This is a genomic window from Herbidospora daliensis (genome assembly GCF_001570585.1).
Taxonomy (GTDB): Bacteria; Actinomycetota; Actinomycetes; order Streptosporangiales; family Streptosporangiaceae; genus Herbidospora; species Herbidospora daliensis.
The window spans coordinates 570759-588596 of record NZ_BBXF01000002.1 but is presented as its reverse complement, the minus strand read 5'-3'; the positions used below and the strand labels follow the sequence as shown (position 1 = coordinate 588596).

The window sequence follows — 17838 nt, the reverse complement described above, 5'->3', positions numbered from 1 at the left end:
TCCCCTGCCCTCAATCGACGATGACGACGACGCCCGAGGGCGCATCGAGCAGTTCGACGGTACGGTCGGCCGCGCGGTCGATCTGGATGCGAGGTTCGGCGGGAATGCGCTCTTCGTGGTAGGTGCCGGGGCCGTAGAACTGCCCGTAACTCAGCACCACGCCACCCTCGGCCAGCACCGAACGCTCCAGCTCGACGACCGCCTCCGCGCCGGGCCCATCGGGCAGCTGCCACGCGACGGACTGGGCGAGGATCTTCGGCGATCCACTCCGCCGCGCCGCCTCGATCAGGTTGTGGTTGCCCTCGGTCCGGATCCGGGCGTTCAGGTCGGTGTACTCACCGATCTTCTCGACGTCGTCGGGGAGGTCGGTGAGCTCGTTCAGCACGACGTCGGGGGTGAAGTCGCCGACGGCCTTGATGAGCGCGTCCCGGTCGAAGACGTCGCACACGATCGGCTCGGCTCCCAGTCGGGAGAGCAGGTCCGCCTTGGCGGGCGAGCGGGTCATACCGCCGACGACGTGGCCCGCCTCGACCAGGCGGGGGATCAGCTTCTGCCCGATGACACCGGACGCGCCTGCCAGGAATACCCTCATTGACCTCACCTGACTTTCCTAGTTGATAGCCAGCCTAGGAAACTGACTTCCAAAGGGTCAAGCCAGGCTTCATACAGCCACGTCGGTTTCCTGAGCATGTGTCACGGCGCGCATGATCCCCTTCAATGGAAGATCAGGATGTGGTGGCGGCACGCTCGGCGGCGCTGCGCTCGACGCAGAACTCGTTGCCTTCGATGTCGGCGAGGGTGACCCAGCCGGTGCCGTCGGGACGGCGGCGGTCGGCGACCAGAGTGGCGCCGATGGAGAGCAGACGCTCGACTTCCTCGTCGCGGTTGCGGTCTGTGGGCTGGATGTCGAAGTGGATCCGGTTCTTGACCGTCTTGCCGTCGGGGACGGCGACAAACAGGATCTCGACGCCCGCCGCCTCGACCAGGGCCTCGGGGTCACCGGGGTGATCGTCGTCACCGAGCTTGCCATCGAGCACCTCAGCCCAGAACGTGCCGAGCCGATAGGTGTCCGCGCAGTCGATGGTCACATGGTGCACAACAGAAGCCATAGGCGACAGTATGGCAAGCAACGCCCATACAAGGTCAGACCACCGGAGCGCGAGCCCGTTTATGCAGGTCGATGGCCGTCCGGCGTGGGGTGCGCAACGGGCCCTCAGCGGACTGGTGAGAGCTTCGCCGACTGTTTAATCCCTAGACTTCAAGGCCCGATCGGCCGAAAGTGCCTTTGGGTAGCCGAGATCACGGGAGTGGGCAGGGACCGATGAATTCCGATCCTCAACCCGAGGCTCTGGACACCATGCCCGACGTGCCGACCTCGGTGTCGCGACTGGCGGAGACGCTGGTGATGCTTGCCGCCTCCGCCGAGGAACAGGTCGCGTGGGTTGACCGGCACGGGGGGATCGTCGACGAATTGGCGCTCGAATTCGACTGGGCGAACGGGTGGGTGCCGTGGAGTGTCGACGAGCGCTCGCCAGGCCTTCTGTCCCCGTTGCTTCATGAGCTGTTGCAGCGTATCGACGCCCGTTTGGCAGAGATGAGTGGTGAGTGCAACGCCGACAAGTGGGCCCCAGAAGGGCTCGCCATCGATCCCGGATGGGCTGAGGTCCGGTCTCTCTCTCGTCAGGCACTCGCCGCTCTGGGTCTGATCGACATGTCGCCGCCGCGGGTCGACGGCAGTGATCGGGTGGCCGGAGGTGGTCGGGTGGCCGGCCAGGCGGAGCCGTAACGGAAAAAAGGCTTTTGACTGGCCAAGCCACTACGTCGCCGCAGGCCGGGGATCGTTAGGCGTCGCGGCGCAGGGTGAACCAGAAGGTCGGCACCGAGTTGGTGCCCGGGGTTACGTCGAGTAGTTCCCAGCCGTGGAACCTGGCGCGGAGTTCGTCGGCCGTGACGCCCGCCGCCCACGACGTGATCTGGGTGGTGGAGCTGCCGAGCGGCTCGGGGCCGTAGCCGAACATCAGCAGCCGTGCTCCGGGAGCGGCGCGGTGGGTGAGCCCGGCGGCGTAGGCGTCGCGGCGGTGCAGCGGGATCCCGCAGTAGCAGCTCAGGTCGAAGAACAGGTCGAACGGGCCGGGCAGGCCCAGTTCGTCGAGGCGGGTGGCGTCTCCGTGCAGCAGCCGTACCGCAACTTCCGCCTCCGCGGCCTTCTTCCTGGCCTGGTCGACGGCGCGGTCGATCAGGTCGACGGCCGCCACTTCCCAGCCGTGCCGTGCGAGGTAGACGGCGTTGGTCCCGGTGCCGCAGCCGAGTTCGAGGGCGCGGCCGGGTGACAGCGCGCCGGGCCCTTCTACCAGGGCGACCAGCTCGCGCGGCGTCACGCCGGTGTCCCACGGCACCTTGCCGGCGCGGTAGTAGCCCTCCAGCGCGCGGTGGACGGACTCCTCCTCCGGGTCTCGCGTGTACTGGTCCATCTCGTCTCCTCCAAGAATTTAGAGTCAAACTCTAGTGACGTACTCTAGAGATATGCTCCCGACATGGACAGTGTCAAGCGGCCGGACAAACGAGCCGAGCGCTCACGCCGCACGCGGGAAAAGGTGGTCGAGGCGGCCCGCGAGTTGTTCGTCGCGCAGGGTTACGGGGCGACGAGCCTGCAGGAGGTCGCCGACCGGGCGGGCGTGGCCGTCCAGACGGTCTACTTCGTCTTCCGCAACAAGCGCACGCTGTTCAAGGACGTCGTCGACACGTCCATCGCCGGCGACGCCGAGCCGGTCGCCACCATGGATCGTGAGTGGTTCCGCACCGCGTGCGCCGAGCCCACCGCGGCCGGGCAACTGCGCGCGCACGTCCACGGCACCCGCGAGATCCTGGGCCGGGTCGCCCCGATCATGCCGCTGATCGCGGCTGCCGCGGCCACCGACCCCGAGATCGCCGCGCAGTGGCCGGACGACCGCGACCCGCGTTACACCGTGCACCACGCGGCGGCCGAAGCCCTGGCCCGCAAGCCCGACGCCCGTCCCGGCGTCTCCGTCGAGATGGCGGCCGACCTGCTGTTCGGCCTGCTCAGCCCGCAGCTCTACCTGATCTTCGTTTGCGACCGAGGCTGGTCACCGGACACGTGGGAGGAATGGGCGCGCACCGCCTTGATCTCCCAACTCTGCACTCGGCCGAGATCCTCGATCTCGTAGCTTCGCACCCACCGAACTAGGAGCGAGGGGTCAGGTCCTGGAGGCCGACGACCCGCAGGAGTTCGAGCCGCTGATAGGTCTCGGTGCCCGGCCGCGCCGAATGCACGATGAGCTGCTGGCTGTGGCCGTCGCTGACCAGCACCTCGCAGTCGAGGTCGAGGACGCCGACCACCGGGTGCAGGAAACGCTTCGGCGAGGGGCGGCGCACCACGACGTCATGCGACTCCCAGAGTTCCTCGAACTCCGGTGAGGCGGAGCGGAGTTCGGCCACGAGGGCGGCGGGGCCCGGGTCGTGGGGGCGTGCCGCGGTGACCGCACGCAGGCTCGCCACGTGGGCGCGGGAATGCTCCTCGTATCTCTCGGGTGGGATCAGGTCCCGTGCGCCCGGCACCGTGAACCAGCGGCGGATCATGTTCGTCCCGACATTGTCGCCGGTCACGGCCACGGACATGGTGTTCTGCGCGAGCATCTGGCCCCAGTCGCTCACCACCGACGCCGGGATGTCGTGCAGCCGGTCGAGGATCAGCAGCAGCCCCGGGCGGACGTGGTCTGAGGACCCACCGGGCCGGGGCGGCTCCTGGCCGGCCAGGTGGAACAGGTGGTCGCGCTCCACGTCCGTGAGCCGCAGGGCCCGGGCGAGAGCGGTGAGCATCTGCCGCGACGGGTTGGAGCCGCGGCGCTGCTCCAGCCGCGTGTAGTAGTCCGTGGACATCCCGGTGAGCTGCGCCACCTCCTCGCGGCGCAGACCCGGGGTGCGCCGCCGCGGACCCGCGCTCAAGCCCACGTCGGAAGGGGCCAAGCGGATGCGGGCACGGCGCAGGAAGTCGGCCAGTTCGGTGCGGTCCACCATTCGAGGATGCCCTGCTCACGGGCTCGTATCCAGGGTGTGCCGCTCCCTGGATGACCACGTCTCTCCCGCCGCCCCCCGTCCTCCCCGCACGCTTCAAGGGTGGCTACGACGACGAGGAGGCGGCCATGCTGATTTTGGTGACAGGAGCGACAGGCCAGGTCGGGCGGCGGTTCGTGCCGCGGCTGTTGCAGAACGCGGCGCCTGGCGACGAGGTGCGGGTCCTGGTCCGGGACGCGGCGCGCGGCGAACGGTTCGCGGAACTCGGCGCCCACGTGCTGGTCGGCGATCTGCGTGACGCGGAGGTCCTCGGCAAGGCGACGGCCGGCGTCGACGCGGTGGTGAACGTCGCCGCCGCGTTCCGCGGGGTGCCGGACGAGGAGGCGCGGGCGGTCAACCGGGACGCGGCCATCGAGCTCGGCCGGGCCGCGGCAGCTTCCGGCGTGCGACGGTTCGTGCAGGTCAGCACCGGTCTCGTGTACGGCACGGGGCGCGGCAGGGCCCTGGTCGAGAGCGACGAGACGGTGCCGGGCGATCATCTGTGGGGCGCCTACCCCGAGTCGAAGTGGGAGGCCGAGCGTGCGCTCAGGACGATGAACGGCCTCGACGACCTCCGCATCGCCCGGTTGCCGTTCGTGTACGGCGACGGTGACCCGCACCTGGCCGACGCGATGAAATGGGCGCCGAACTGGCCCGCCATGCAACGCCTGCACATGGGCCACCACCTGGACGTGGCCCAGGGCCTGCGGCGCCTGCTCTACGCGCCTGGGGCACACGGCGTCTACAACATCGCCGACGACGCCCCGGTCACCATGGTCGACCTCTTCCAGTTCCACGGGCTGCCGGTGCCGCAGGACGCCTACGACAGGGACGCCCCGGATCCGTGGCACAGCGTGATGTCGACGACCCGCATCCGCCACGAACTGGGCTACCGGCCGCTGATCCCTTCGGTGTGGACGGCGCGGGAGATGGGAGTGCTGTAACCGGCGCGTGTCCCTCTGCTCGCTCAGACCGGCGGGCGGCTGAGATCGCGCACTGGGCGCACGCAACGGGCACCGAAGCCCACAGGTGGTTGGTCCCACGTAGGCCCCACAACGGCTCGTGCCAGCGGAGACGGCGGCTCTGTAGGAGTCATGGGGATCCCGGTTTCCTTGCTGCACCCCCGTTTCGGGGCCGCTGACCCCCAACCCAGATCCCCTTCGTTTACGGCGGCTGGTTGCGGCTCGTCAGTTGGCTTCTTTCCACGCCGGGCTAGGCCCCGCCAACCGAAATGCCACTTCTGCCTTTCTTGAGTAGGGGGCGACTCATGCGTGGGGCCGGCCGGAGAGGGACCTTGGCGGGGAGTCACCTTCGACAGAGGAGAGCACCATGGCCAGGAAGGTCACCACCATCGGGGTAACACTGGACACCAACCCGCCACGTCCCTCGGGCGGAGCGGGCGAGGTCGTGGTCCAGGTCGGCTCCGCCGAGGTCCTGCTCGAATGGAAGGACGGCGTGATCTCCGACGTCCGTGCCATCGACGGGAGCGCCCCCATCAACGACATGCAAACCGTGGAACAGGAGACCGGCGCCATCGTGTGCTACCGCTGCGCGGTCGACACCGAGACCGGCGCCTGGTGGTGCTGGCAGGTGATCTGCGGCACCTGAGGGGCCCTCCACATGCTCGGCGAGCCTTCCCCGGGCGCGGGCGGAGACCGGACCGTCTCCACGTCAGCGAAAAGCCATCGAGCACGCAACGGGCGGGCCCCGATAGACGCTGAAGCCCAGGCAGAGGAATGGCCTCTGACCTGGGCTTTGACGTGGGTGGAGCCGGGGAGATTCGAACCCCCGACATCCTGCTCGCAGACAGGCTGCGGAATTCCTACGCGCCGGCGACGTCTGGAAGATGTGTGGTCCCGTCGCTGTACTCGGCTGCTGTACGCCTTCCGTCGGCATTTGCGCAATCACTCCGCGGAGCATCAGTCAGGCCCCTGATTTTTCTTCCGTCTCGGATGCATACACCACACTCGTGATGGGACCAATCCGTTTGGACGGGTTCTGTCGCACCGAGAGGAGCAGGAGTTGCCGTGAGCGGCACCAGTTGGAGCTATGCGCTCGTGACTCCAGACGCGCTGGTCACCCAGGCGCTGCCTCACCTGTTGGCTGCCTTCCGCAGGGCCGGGCTTGATCCGGTTGCCGCCGAGCTGATCCGCCTGGACGCGGAAACCATGCTCCGTCTCTACGAGGTTCCGGCGCGCGGTCGCCCTGTCAGGTTGCCGCCGCACCGCGCTTTCCAGTTGTGGTACGACCTCGGCCCAGCTTGTCTCACGATCCTGCGACACGACGGAGCCGACGCCTGTGCGGCGATGGGCCGACTCAAAGGGGCCACCGATCCGGCCTCGGCACGGCCCGGTTCCATCCGGCACGCCGGTGAGAACATCCCGATGAACCTGGTCCACTGCCCGGACGACGAACCCGCCGCGATCGCCGAGCTGCACCAACTGGTAGGCCCTCGGCATGCGGAGGCGCTCATTCTCCAAGCCGCCTGGCCCGACGACCGGGTCCGTCTCCTCACCGTCGACACCATTGAGGCATCGTCGCCCCTGTTCGGCGGCCCCCACGCCTTGTCGCTGCCGTTGGCCGTGAACCGGCTCCGCCTACGTGTCGTGCAGCACCTGGCGATCCTCGGGGTCGCCGCTCAAGACCTGCTGCCCTTGCTGGCGAAGGCGCGCCTCGCCCTGCTGGAGGAACGCGACGAACTCCTCGGCATCCAGACGGCCCCGGCCCGGACGGCGGCCGCGCGAGCCCGTAACCCCCGGACCCAGGCACTGTTGCGGGATGCCATTCGCACTGCGCAGGACCCTGCCGCGGAGAACGCGGTGAACAGGCTCTCCGACGTGCTCATGGGCTCTTCCGAGCATTGGACGCCCGTCCAGGAGGCGATCCACGCCGCAGACGTCTACCTGTCGGACACGGAAAGCGCCGTGCTGGAACAGAGCCACTACATCTGAGGTGAGCCGCTCATCCGGTCGGTCGAATACGTCACGATGCCGGTCAAGCAATGGCAGGGCGACGCGAGTAGACCATGACCGTCTTCGTCCACGCCGGGCCGATTCCATCCCGTCACCACAGCCGGTCGATCACGCCGGGGAACAGCGCGACCCGGGCCCCGACGAAGGCGGATCGCAGGTGCACGGCACGCGGAGAGAAGAAGGCCCCCATGGTGACCTTGTCGAACTGGTCGCTGGGGAACGGGTCGTCCGGGGTGCCGCCGATCAGCACCGTACCCGGTAGGCACTCCCAACCGGCGGCTTCGTAGAAGGCCCGCAGAGGCCGGTCACAGGTGAAGATCCCCAGATCGGGCGGGGCCGCCACGGAGTCAACCATCGATCTCAGGGCCGCCGCGACGAGCGCCTTCCCGTAGCCCCGTCCGCGCCGGTCGCCTCGCGTCACCACGGCGCTGAGACCGCTCGCCTGGAAAGTCTGTTCAGCATGGACGATCGGCTTGCTCAGGATGTCGAGGGTCGCGACCACCTCGTCGCCGTCGAGGAGCAGCAGGGACACCGGGTCGAGCAGCGGATCATGACCGGAGGAGGAACCGGGCCACTCAGATGCGTGCAGGGCCACCACCTGCTCCCGGAACACCCCGGGCACCGAACTTTCGGGAAACGAGACGATCCGCACCTACGGCACGTTATCCGTCCTCATGGCCCCTTGGACGCCCATCTCCTGACGGCTGCCCACGCCGGATGATCTCCATGTCGTAGATACCACTTGTATCCCACAGCCGCCCCGTCCGCTTGGTGCCGCCGGTGGCGAGCAGGCGCCCTCGAACGCACAGTGCCAGTCAACCGTCTGATCTCCAATTCGACGGTGGGTCAGCGGCGCAAAGCAGCCTGGCCTTCCTGGTCGTAGCAGCGGCCCCAGCGGTGGCCGCATTACAGGAGATACATAGTCCTTGACGACATGGGCGACCAGCAGCGTTCAGCCGTGCACCATGAGACGGGCGTTAGCTTGAGCCACGAAGACCTCCGACGTGGGGAGTAAGGCGGCTTCCACCACGTCAAGCACCAGCTACCCAGTACATCTAGAGCGCGACCCGCCCCCCTCTCGAAAACACCGCATCCGCAGGGACCGCCGGGAAAGGATATTCATATTCATCAAGAATTGACTTCAGCCAGGCAACCCGCTCCGGTCCACCGAGTATCAAGGCACCTGCCCACGGATGAAGGTCGAGCGGAACCAACAGCACGAAATCGCTAGCCGATATACCGGAAAGATGGGCCCCGATGATTTGGTCGTCCAGCGACTCGATGGATTTCTGACGGCTCAAGGCAAGCATGTTTCGCCAAATCACGCCTGATGTCAGCGCCGTCCAGTCATTGAGAAAAGCATCAGGCGCCGCCAGCCCAAGACAGCCCGACCGCCCCTTTCCCCTGCGTATCGTCTGCCAGAGATCGAAGAGTTCAGGCGAAGTCGGATCGAGCGTGCACCAATCGACCCTAGTCCACACCGGCGAAACGCTTCGTAGAAGGCTGTGCGACATCGTGTCCCGAATAAGGCTTGGCCTGCGATCGTACAAACCCCGCGGCGGAGTACTCTCGTTTTTTGCGTGCGAAAGACTCATGGACACCCAGCGTTCGTTGCGACACGCATGCGCGAGCCAGGTGAGCAACTCCGCCTCCCTCCTCTTATCCACGGCGAAGAGGAGGGCAGCCGCGATATCAGCGTCGGCGCCGATCAGCCCGAACGGCCAGATCTCGAGCTCTGTCACGTCTTCTATCAGGTGCATGTTCTCATTCTTCTCTAGCCGGATACATGCAGTGCCCTTCCATATTCCCCCCATTGGAGCGGGCGGACGCGCGCCTGTGCCTAAAGGTGCCGGATTCCCGCGAAGGCGAGCGTGACGCCCAGCATGGTTCTCGGCGCGTTTCCCCCTGAGGTCGGCGCTGATGCTGATGTGCGGTGGCAAGGGTCGTTCACCTGGCGGAACAATCTCCACTTCTGAATCCGCGAAATTCCTCAGGGGCGAGCGGAATTTCCCTTCGATTGTTTGTGCCGTCGCCCGGGCGCAGCCGTAAGGAATCGGTAGGGACGTCGAGCTCTCATGGCGACGGCGAGCCCCTCTCACGTTGACACGGCCGAGTGTCTCCTGCATTCAAGTCGATTCGTTTTACTTGGCCGAAACAAAATCACGGAAAGCACTTGCCTCACGACTCATCGCCGAATCTCGAAACTTTCGTGGTCATCGCCATCTGGCGACGAGTAGCCGTTCATCCTCCGTACACCGTGCGGCGCATTTACTCGGGTTATATGCGCGCTTAGAAGGGCGGGGACGCCGACCGGGGTGTCCTTGAAACGGAGGAACAATGTCCGATACCAGAAGGACCTGGGCTCGACTCGGCCGTAAGACCAACGCCGTCGCGGCCGGCGCCACGCTGACACTGGCGCTTCCCTCACCCGCGCAGGCCTATGTCGGTGAGAACGTCCTGAGCAGCAAGCAGACCGGCCGCTGCCTGGACAGCAACTGGTCCGGCGCCGTGTACACCCTCCCGTGTTAGCCGCTCCTTCAGCTGTCGCACACGTCGTCCTCAGGAACAAGGCGACGCAGAGGTGCCTCGGGTTCGTCTACTCCGGCCCGAGGCTCATGACGACGACCGAGCGCGACTCGGCCGACAGCGCGCTCGACCCCGAGTGGTACGCGGCAGGCACGAACTGGAAGAACGTCATCTTCTACCAGAGGCACGGCAACCAGAACCACAGCATCTGGACCTGGCCTGATGGCGCGGTAGGCACGAGGGTCTCCGCGAACTTCCTGAACGAGCGCTGGCAGCTCGGATGACAGGCGCCGGGCGAGGTGGTTGCGCTCCCACACCACTTCCCCCGCCCTCTGGAACGGCAGCCTTCACCAGCAGCAGCTCCGCCTCGCGGGGACAATTCGCCGCCGCATCCTGCTCGGCCGCCCTCGGCGAGGCACCCCGATGGTTGATCAGCCGATCCACTCGGCGAGCCGCCGGTGGACGAATCGATGGAGGGACATGCCCACGTCAGGCCGTATGACGTCCACACGAATTCGAAGAAGGGGCAGGGTGCTCACCATCCTGCTCGTCACCCTGTCACTGCTGCTTCAGGTGGGCTTCCAGTCCCAGGCGCAGGCTGCGACCACGAACACGATGGAGTTCGAGCTGCCTGCGGGCTTCGACCGGGCCGACCTGGTCGCCCATGTCGAGGAGATCAACAACCGGAACGAGCTACTCAGCGACACCATTCGTGAGGAGGTCGAACGCCGGAACCCGAACTGGCCGGCCGAGTGGCCCATCGACGGACCGGCCGCCGAGTTCGACGAGGATTTCGACGGTCACTTCACCGTGACGAGCAGCGGGGTGTCGGTCACGATCGTGTCGCCGGAGGCGCACACCGACCTCAACTGGTGGCAGGAGATGTTCATCTGGGCGGGCGTCGTCGTCGTGGGACTGGCCATCCGGGCCGTCTGCGTGGTCGGATTCCTCTCCAGTGCGGTCTTGGCTCCGTTCGCCAAGTCCTTCTGCGCCGCGCTTCAGACCGTGTTCGTCACCGCGGTCTTCGGTACGGTCTCCATCCTCACCCGTGGAGGAGCCGGCGAGTGGGATCCATGGATCAGGTTGCTCGGATGGTGCATCGTCCAGGCCGCCAATGCGATCATCTGGGAGCAGTGGCTCGGGCCGGTCGCGAACCAGGGTGGTTTCACCGTGCAGATGAACAACGCCGCCGGGGTGTTCGCCAAGATCGAGCAGAGGTGGCCGAACTCCGGGGTGGGCAACATGGCCGGCCGGATCAGCCTCGCGCTGAGAACGGAAGGCCCCCGCGTGGGCGAGGCCGTGGTGGAGGCGGCGGAGGACATCGGTCTGGAGACCACCACCACCGCGCTACGGGTGATGCCGCTCGGTGACTCCATCACCCACGGCGTCGGCGGCACGCCCGGTGGCGTCGGCTACCGGGCCCGTCTGTGGGACCTGTTGCAGGACGACACGAGCTCACTCGATTTCGTCGGCTCCGTCGACTCCGGGCAGGGTCACCTCCCCGACACCGACCACGAGGGGCATCCCCGCTGGTGGGTCAGCCAGATCGACGCTCTGGCGGCCGAATGCAACATCGCCCGCTATCGGCCCAACGTCGTCGTCCTCCACATCGGGACCAACGACCTGTCCAACGGCCAGGACCACCAGACGACTCTCAACCGCCTCAGCGGTCTGATCAACAACGTCCACGACGTCGCGCCGCTCACCACGATCATCGTCTCCAGCCTCGTGCCGTCGACGACCCCGGCGACCAACTCGCGGATCGACCTGTTCAACGCCTATCTTCCGCAGGCCGTCAACACCTGGCGTGCCGAAGGCAAGCGAGTCCGGCTGGCCAGACCCATCCTCACCGCGGCCGACCTGACCGACACGCTGCACCCCAACAACAACGGCTATCGCAAGATGGCCGACACCTACCACAACGCGATCAAAGCGGCCATGGGCGAAGGGCTGGTCAAGCCCGCGCTCCCCGGCGACAACCGGCCGTGCACCCCGGCGTCGGGAAATCCGACGCCGGAGCCTCCCCCAGGCCCCGGTCCGGCCGGCTGGGACTACGTCGGCAGGATCGCCTCGGTCTCCGGTGCGAGCCGGGCGCAGGTGCGCTTCGCCGACCTGAACGGCGACGGCCGCGACGACTACCTCCTGGTCGGCGACCAGGGCCAGGTCAGGGCCTGGTTCAACAACCGCGCGGGTCAGGGCGGCGGCTGGAACTACGCCGGTGAGGTCGCCTCGGGTGCGGCGGCACGTGAGCGGGTCAGGTTCGCCGACATCAACGGCGACGGCCGCGACGACTACCTGTCGGTCGGCGACGGCGGCGAGGTCTCGGCCTGGCTCAACGTCGGCACCGGCAACGCCGTGAGCTGGGCGTCCAAGGGCGTGGTCGCCACCGGCGTCGGCGCTACCCGCGACCAGGTGCGGTTCGCCGACGTCGACGTCGACGGCCGCGACGACTACCTCGTCGTCGACGGACAAGGCAGGGTGCGCGCCTGGCTGAACGGCTACACCGCCGCCGGCGGGGCGTGGACGGCCCGAGGCGAGATCGCGTCAGGGGTCGGCGCCGGCGGGAGCCAGGTGCGCTTCCACGACCTCGACGGTGACGGCGACGACGACTATTCGGTGTTCGACGACTCGGGTTACGTCCGGGCTTGGCTGAACAACTACGGCGGCAGCCGGCCGTGGATCTACCAGGGCACCGTCGTCGGCGGCGCCGGGGTCGGCCCGGCCGGCCTGCTCATGGCCGACATCGACGGCAACGGCCGCGACGACTTCCTGACCGTCAACGAGGCCGGCGAGGTCGGCGCCTGGCTGAACGACCGCTTCGGCCGTCCCGACCCGTGGGACTACCAGGGCCAGATCGCCTCCACCGACGCGCCCCGCCAGGAGGTCCGGTTCGCCGACCTCAACGGCGACGGGCGTGACGACTACCTCCTGGTCAAAGGCGACGGCCGGGTGCAGGCCTGGCTGAACGTCCGTGAGGGTGACGGGGTCGGCTGGAACTTCCGGGGCGACGTCGCCTCCGGCGCCGGGCCGCGGGACCATGTCCGCTTCGCCGACCTGAACGGCGACAACCGCGACGACTACCTGGTGGTCGGTGACCAGGGCCAGGTCGACGCCTGGTTCAACACCGGCACCGGAGACGGGATCGCCTGGACCAGCAAGGGCCGGCTGGCCTCGGGCTCCGCTCCCCGCGACCAGATCAGGTTCGCCGACGTCGACGGAGACGACCGCGACGACTACCTCGTGGTCGACAGCCTGGGCAAGGTCCAGATGTGGCGCAACACGGGCAACGCCACCGGCGTCACCTGGGTCAGCCAGGGTGAGATCGCCTCCGGGGTCGGCGCCTCAGGCCCCACGGTGACCTTCGCAGACGTCAACGGTGACCGCCGCGACGACTACCTGGTCCTCGGCGACGCCGGCCAGCTCCGCGCCTGGATCAACAACCGGGGCGGACCCGGCTCGGCGTGGACGGCCGTCGGCGAGATCGCCTCGGGTGTCGGCGTGGCCCGGGCGAACGTCACCCTGGCAGAGATCAACGGTGACCGCAGGGCCGACTATCTCGCCCACGACAGCCTGGGCGGGGTGAAGGCCTGGTTCAACAACGCTCCGGGCGGTTCGACCGGACCGACCAACCCCATGGCCGACGATCCCCAGCCGCCCCCGCCGGACGGGCTGCCGCTCTGCGTGGCCAACCGCTGCTGGTAGAGCACTTGTGAAAGGTGCTCCGCCGTTACGGCGGGGCACCTGAGCGGGTGAGGAGCGTCAGGACAGCCGCCTGCCACTGGAGACGGCGGGCGGTGTCAGGGTGGGCGGAGCCGTACACCCGGCGAACTCACGTTCCTCCGGAAAGGCAGGCTTCTTCGGCGGCTGACGGTATGTCATGATCCCGCTTTGATCCCGGCGAGCAGCATCTCCAGCAGTCTCCCGATCGCGGCCTCCCGGCTGATCTCCCGCGACCCCCGAACCGATGCGATGGCCGTCAACGCCACCTTCACGTCCCGAGAAGAGACCCCCGCCCGGTCGGCCAACTCCTGCAACAGCAAGGCGTTCGCCCGCCGGTCATCCCCGAACGGGTCTCCGGCGTCCTGTGTCGCGAACAGCGCCTGGACCAGTCCCATCGACCGGGCCTGGTGGGCCGCGAAGCGGCGGATGGCCGAGGACAGGGCCGTCCACGGGTCGGGTTCCGCGCAGGCGGCGCGCAGGTCGGCGCGGCAGGCGGCCACGTGGTCGGCCAGGGCGGCGGTGACGAGGTCGGTGCGGGTGGGGAAGTGGCGGTAGATCGTCGCGACGCCGAGTCCGGCCAGGCGGGCGATCTTGCGGGTCGGCACGTCCAGGCCCTCCCGTGCGAAGGCGTCACGTGCGACGGCGACGATGGCGGAACGGTTCGACCGGGCGTCGGTCCTCTCTTTCCGAGACACTCCGCCCCGACCTCCTCTCACTTCGTCCTGTTCCGGAACACCTGCTTCGGAATCGGGTTCTGCCTCAGTGTCGTCCACGAAGGAGAGGCAACCATGCTGGCAGTGCAGTTCGACCGATTCGGGCCGCCGGACGTGCTGAAGATCGGTGTCGCGCCGGACCCGCATCCCGGCCAGGGACAGGTGCGTATCAGGGTCAAGGCGGCCGGCGTCGCGCCGGTCGACCTGGCGCTGCGCGCGGGGACGTCCCCGGGGAGCGGGAACCTCGCACTGCCGCACATCCCGGGCGTCGACGCCGCCGGGGTGGTGGACGAGGTCGGTCCGGGGGTCGTGGACGTCTCCGCAGGTGACGAGGTCTTCGGCACGGTCGCCCTCGCCGGGCTCGGCGGCGCCACCGCCGAATATGCGATTCTCGACTTCTGGGGACGCAAGCCCGAACGCATGCCCTGGCACGAGGCGGGCGGGGCGGGCTCCGGGGTGGAGACCGCGACCCGGGCGCTGGACCTGCTGGGTGTCCGCGACGGCATGACCCTTCTCGTGCACGGCGCCGCGGGCGGGGTCAGGAGCATCGTGGTGCAGCTGGCCGCCGCGCGGGGTGCCCAGGTGCTGGGGACAGCGCGGGCGGAGAGCCATCCGTTCCTGGAGTCCCTCGGTGTCCGGCCGGTGAGCCTCGAAGACGTCTCGCAGAGCGTGGACAGGGCGCTCGACGTCGCCGGAGCCGGGGCGCTGGACGACCTCATCAAGATCACCGGCAGCGCCGGCGACGTCGTCACCCTGGCCGACTTCGAGGGTCCGTCCAGAGGTGTACGCCTGTCCATGGGCCGGCCGGCCGGGCAGGCCGACGGCCGTCATGGACTGGGGGAGGTCGCGGCCCTCGTGGAGCGGGGGCTGTTCCGGGTTCCGGTACGCGAGGTCTTCCCGCCCCACGACGCGGCGGCGGCCCATGCGCTGGCGGCACGGTCTCCCCGGCGCGGAAAGGTGATCATCTCCCACGTCAGGACAATTCCCTACTAATCCTATACATAAAGTAGGTTTAGTAGGCATACTGGCGCCGTTTGCTTCGTTCCCCGCAAGGAGCCCCCCGCTATGCGCCGCATCGCTGCCCTATTTGGCGTGCTCACCCTGATCGGCAGTCTCGCCGCCTGCGGGGGAGGTGAGACGACGGCCGACGGCGAGCAACTGCGCGTCGGCTACCAGCGCTTCGGCGGTCAGAGCCTGCTCAAGGCCAGGGGTCTGGCCAAGGACGCCACCTGGTCGCTCTTCGAGAGCGGCCCGGCGCTGACGGAGGCGCTCAAGGCGGGCGCGATCGACATCGGCCAGACGGGCGAGGCCCCGCCGATCTTCGCGGCCGCCGGCGGCACCAAGTTCAAGATCATCGCGACCTCGCAGCCGGTGCCGAAGGGCGAGGCCGTGCTGGTCAAGGAGAAGAACGGCTTCACCTCCTTCAAGGACCTCGCGGGCAAGAAGGTCGCGCTCAACAAGGGCTCCAACGTCAACTGGCTGCTGGTCAAGCTCCTCGAAGCCAACGACATGAAGATCAGCGACATCCAGGTGCAGTACCTCAAGCCGGCCGAGGCGCGCCCCGCCTTCGACAACGACCAGGTCGACGCCTGGATCATCTGGGACCCGTACTTCTCACTGGCCGAGGCGCCCGGCGTGAAGGTGCTCGCCGACGCCACCGGCCTGGCCAACAACCGGGAGTACCTGCTGGTCTCACCAGAGGCTCTCAAGAACAAGCCCGATCTTGTACGCGAGTACCTGAAGGTCTACCGCGAGGTCACCGATTGGGGCATCGCCAACCCGGAGGAGCGCGTCAAGCTGCTCGTACCGGAACTGAAGATCCCCGAGGACGTCGCCCGCCGCGCCCTGGAGCGCAGCGCCCAGCCGCTCGCCCCGGTGGACGCCACGATCGGCGACGAACTCCAGCAGATCGCCGACGGCTTCGCCGACCTGACCCTCATCCCCGGCAGGGTCGACATCAAGAACCTGATCGACCCGAGTTTCGCGGACGTCTTGACGTGAAGATCCGGCCAAGGCGGCTGATCACCCCGATCGCCATCGTCGCCGTGTGGGAGGGCGCCGCGCAGGCCGGCGTCCTGTCACCCGACAAGCTGCCCCCGCCGAGCAAGGTCGCCGAGGCGGCCTGGCGCCTGACCGTGGACGGCTCCCTCGGCCTGCACCTGCTGGAATCGGTGGAGCGGGCCGCCCTCGGACTGCTCATCGGCGGCCTGCTCGGACTCTTCCTGGGCGCGGTCGCGGGCCTGTTCCGCAACGGCGACGACCTGGTCGACCCGCCCGTGCAGGCGGCCCGCATGCTGCCCCACCTCGGGCTGGTGCCGCTGCTCATCATCTGGGTCGGCATCGGGGAGTCGCTGAAGGTCTCGCTGGTCGCCCTGGGCGCGTTCTTCCCGATCTACCTCAACACCTACGCCGGCATCCGCGACATCGACGAACGCCTGGTCGAGGCCGCCCGCACCTGCGGCCTCACCCAACTGGAGCGCATCCGCCACGTCGTGCTGCCCGGCGCGATGCCGTCGTTGTTCCTGGGCCTGCGCCTGGCGTTCGCGGCCGGCTGGCTCAGCCTGGTCGTGGGCGAGCAGGTCAACGGCCAGAGCGGCCTGGGCTTCATGATGATGGAGGCCCGCGACTTCAGCCAGACGGAGATCGTCGTCCTCGGCCTGATCGTCTACGCCTCCCTCGGCCTGCTGTCCGACCTGGCCCTGCGTACCGCGGAAAGGAGAGCGTTGTCATGGCGTCGCGGCCTGAAGGTGTCGTAACCGCCACCGGCGTCCGCCGCGTCTTCGGCGGCACGACCGTCCTGGCCGGCGTCGACCTGCGCATCGAGAAGGGCGAGGTCGTCGCCCTGCTGGGCGAGAGCGGCTCGGGCAAGAGCACGCTGCTGCGCATCCTGGCCGGCCTCGACGAGGAGGCGACCGGCGAGTTCACCACGTCCGGCTCCAGGGCCGTGGTCTTCCAGGAACACCGCCTGCTCCCCTGGAAGCGGGTGGCGGAAAACGTGGCCCTGGGCGTACGCGGCAACGACGCCCCCGACCGAACGGCGACCGCGCTGGCGGAGGTCGGCCTGGCCGACCGCGGCCACGCCTGGCCGTCGGAGTTGTCCGGCGGCCAGAGCCAGCGGGTGGCCTTCGCCCGAGCGCTCGTACGCGAACCCGACCTGCTCCTGCTCGACGAACCCTTCGGCTCGCTCGACGCCCTGACCAGACTGAAGATGCAGGCGCTGTTCGGCCGGCTACGCGCCAAGCACGGCTTCGCGGCCCTGCTGGTGACGCACGACGTGGAGGAGGCACTGCTCCTGTCGGACCGTCTCCTGGTGCTGGACGGGGGACGCATCGCCGAGGAGATCGAGGTGGACCTGGGCCATCCGCGCGCGGTTGACGTTCCGGGCTTCAACGAACTACGCCGCCGCCTGTTGGCCCTGCTCCACGTCCCGGCCGATCCAGAGGAGTAGACGGCACCAGTTGGAGCTACGCACTCGTGGGAGGTCGCGACCACACGCATGGTTGTTCTCGCCGGCGCCTCCACTCGCGACCTCATGAAGCGAATGGGCCACAGCAGCTCCGGCGCCGCCCTCATCTACCAGCACTCCACCGACGAGCGCCAACGCGAAATCGCCGACAAGCTCAACGACCTCGCCCAGCGGGCACAGGAAAAGCCATCGGGCACGCAACGGGCACGGGACCGAAAATAGCCCGAGAAACACTGAAGCCCAGGCAGAGGAATGGCCTCTGACCTGGGCTTTTACGTGGGTGGAGCCTAGGAGATTCGAACTCCTGACATCCTGCTTGCAAAGCAGGCGCTCTGCCAGCTGAGCTAAGGCCCCGATTGCGCCCGCACCG

Annotated in this window: 20 protein-coding genes and 1 tRNA gene; 13 read left to right on the top strand and 8 right to left on the bottom strand. The window is 68.1% G+C overall.

Going from position 1 to position 17838, the window contains the following annotated elements; genetic code table 11:
- Positions 1-10: 10 nt before the first annotated feature.
- Both AW274_RS09030 and AW274_RS09025 read right to left on the bottom strand, forming a co-directional pair.
- Complete coding sequence (locus tag AW274_RS09030) at positions 11-592, bottom strand: NAD-dependent epimerase/dehydratase family protein (protein WP_062430602.1); 582 nt, start codon at positions 590-592, stop codon at positions 11-13.
- A gap of 133 nt (positions 593-725) precedes the next feature.
- Positions 726-1088: a VOC family protein gene (locus AW274_RS09025; RefSeq protein ID WP_439648753.1), complete on the bottom strand. Its 363-nt coding sequence runs from the start codon at positions 1086-1088 to the stop codon at positions 726-728.
- 233 nt (positions 1089-1321) lie between these two features.
- Here AW274_RS09025 and AW274_RS09020 point away from each other — a divergent pair, with 233 nt between their 5' ends.
- On the top strand, positions 1322-1786 hold the full coding sequence (locus tag AW274_RS09020) for a hypothetical protein (RefSeq protein WP_157519930.1): 465 nt from the start codon (positions 1322-1324) through the stop codon (positions 1784-1786).
- Positions 1787-1841: 55 nt separating this feature from the next.
- On the opposite strand, the gene AW274_RS09015 is transcribed toward AW274_RS09020, so the two are convergent.
- Positions 1842-2471 carry a class I SAM-dependent methyltransferase gene (locus AW274_RS09015; protein WP_062430599.1) on the bottom strand — a complete coding sequence of 210 codons (630 nt, stop codon included), beginning with the start codon at positions 2469-2471 and terminating at the stop codon, positions 1842-1844.
- A 63-nt stretch (positions 2472-2534) separates the two neighbouring features.
- Between AW274_RS09015 and AW274_RS09010 the strand changes: the two genes are divergently transcribed.
- Positions 2535-3185, top strand: coding sequence for a TetR/AcrR family transcriptional regulator (locus AW274_RS09010; protein ID WP_062430598.1), 651 nt, complete (start codon positions 2535-2537; stop codon positions 3183-3185).
- A 16-nt stretch (positions 3186-3201) separates the two neighbouring features.
- Here AW274_RS09010 and AW274_RS09005 read toward each other — a convergent pair whose 3' ends face one another.
- Complete coding sequence (locus tag AW274_RS09005; RefSeq protein WP_198169100.1) at positions 3202-4035, bottom strand: helix-turn-helix transcriptional regulator; 834 nt, start codon at positions 4033-4035, stop codon at positions 3202-3204.
- Positions 4036-4085: 50 nt separating this feature from the next.
- On the opposite strand from AW274_RS09005, the gene AW274_RS09000 reads away from it, so the two are divergent.
- The 3 genes from AW274_RS09000 (at position 4086) to AW274_RS08990 (ending at position 7022) form a co-directional block, all read left to right on the top strand.
- The gene (locus AW274_RS09000; protein WP_198169099.1) at positions 4086-5015 is read left to right on the top strand and encodes an NAD-dependent epimerase/dehydratase family protein; all 930 of its coding nucleotides are present in this window, start codon (positions 4086-4088) and stop codon (positions 5013-5015) included.
- A 385-nt stretch (positions 5016-5400) separates the two neighbouring features.
- Positions 5401-5679: a hypothetical protein gene (locus AW274_RS08995; RefSeq protein WP_062430597.1), complete on the top strand. Its 279-nt coding sequence runs from the start codon at positions 5401-5403 to the stop codon at positions 5677-5679.
- A gap of 419 nt (positions 5680-6098) precedes the next feature.
- Positions 6099-7022, top strand: coding sequence for a nucleoside-diphosphate kinase (locus AW274_RS08990; protein WP_062430596.1), 924 nt, complete (start codon positions 6099-6101; stop codon positions 7020-7022).
- 112 nt (positions 7023-7134) lie between these two features.
- Here the strand turns inward: AW274_RS08990 and AW274_RS08985 are convergent, their stop codons facing one another.
- Entirely contained in the window at positions 7135-7695 is a 561-nt protein-coding gene (locus tag AW274_RS08985) for a GNAT family N-acetyltransferase (RefSeq protein ID WP_062430595.1), read from the bottom strand.
- Between the two features lie 403 nt (positions 7696-8098).
- Positions 8099-8803, bottom strand: coding sequence for a hypothetical protein (locus tag AW274_RS08980; RefSeq protein ID WP_062430594.1), 705 nt, complete (start codon positions 8801-8803; stop codon positions 8099-8101).
- 577 nt (positions 8804-9380) lie between these two features.
- Here AW274_RS08980 and AW274_RS40105 point away from each other — a divergent pair.
- From AW274_RS40105 to AW274_RS08970, 3 genes are all read left to right on the top strand, one after another.
- The gene (locus AW274_RS40105; RefSeq protein ID WP_157519928.1) at positions 9381-9572 is read left to right on the top strand and encodes a ricin-type beta-trefoil lectin domain protein; all 192 of its coding nucleotides are present in this window, start codon (positions 9381-9383) and stop codon (positions 9570-9572) included.
- A gap of 86 nt (positions 9573-9658) precedes the next feature.
- Positions 9659-9853, top strand: coding sequence for a hypothetical protein (locus AW274_RS08975; RefSeq protein ID WP_062430593.1), 195 nt, complete (start codon positions 9659-9661; stop codon positions 9851-9853).
- Between the two features lie 247 nt (positions 9854-10100).
- Positions 10101-13271: an FG-GAP-like repeat-containing protein gene (locus AW274_RS08970; RefSeq protein WP_062430592.1), complete on the top strand. Its 3171-nt coding sequence runs from the start codon at positions 10101-10103 to the stop codon at positions 13269-13271.
- Positions 13272-13444: 173 nt separating this feature from the next.
- Here the strand turns inward: AW274_RS08970 and AW274_RS08965 are convergent, their stop codons facing one another.
- Positions 13445-13984 (bottom strand): TetR/AcrR family transcriptional regulator, encoded by a 540-nt coding sequence (locus tag AW274_RS08965; RefSeq protein ID WP_062430591.1) that lies wholly within the window; start codon positions 13982-13984, stop codon positions 13445-13447.
- A gap of 93 nt (positions 13985-14077) precedes the next feature.
- On the opposite strand from AW274_RS08965, the gene AW274_RS08960 reads away from it, so the two are divergent.
- The 5 genes from AW274_RS08960 to AW274_RS08940 all read left to right on the top strand — a co-directional run bounded on the left by AW274_RS08960 (position 14078) and on the right by AW274_RS08940 (position 17690).
- On the top strand, positions 14078-14995 hold the full coding sequence (locus AW274_RS08960; protein ID WP_062430590.1) for an NADP-dependent oxidoreductase: 918 nt from the start codon (positions 14078-14080) through the stop codon (positions 14993-14995).
- Between the two features lie 72 nt (positions 14996-15067).
- Positions 15068-16003, top strand: a complete 936-nt coding sequence (locus AW274_RS08955) for an aliphatic sulfonate ABC transporter substrate-binding protein (protein ID WP_062430589.1) — start codon at positions 15068-15070, stop codon at positions 16001-16003.
- Positions 16000-16758: an ABC transporter permease gene (locus AW274_RS08950; RefSeq protein ID WP_062430588.1), complete on the top strand. Its 759-nt coding sequence runs from the start codon at positions 16000-16002 to the stop codon at positions 16756-16758. The genes AW274_RS08955 and AW274_RS08950 overlap by 4 nt, the downstream gene beginning before the upstream one ends.
- Complete coding sequence (locus AW274_RS08945; protein WP_062430587.1) at positions 16731-17450, top strand: ABC transporter ATP-binding protein; 720 nt, start codon at positions 16731-16733, stop codon at positions 17448-17450. The genes AW274_RS08950 and AW274_RS08945 overlap by 28 nt, the downstream gene beginning before the upstream one ends.
- Before the next feature lie 48 nt (positions 17451-17498).
- Positions 17499-17690, top strand: coding sequence for a hypothetical protein (locus AW274_RS08940; RefSeq protein WP_062430586.1), 192 nt, complete (start codon positions 17499-17501; stop codon positions 17688-17690).
- Positions 17691-17749: 59 nt separating this feature from the next.
- Here AW274_RS08940 and AW274_RS08935 read toward each other — a convergent pair.
- Positions 17750-17822: transfer RNA gene (locus tag AW274_RS08935), tRNA-Ala, on the bottom strand.
- Positions 17823-17838: the final 16 nt, after the last annotated feature.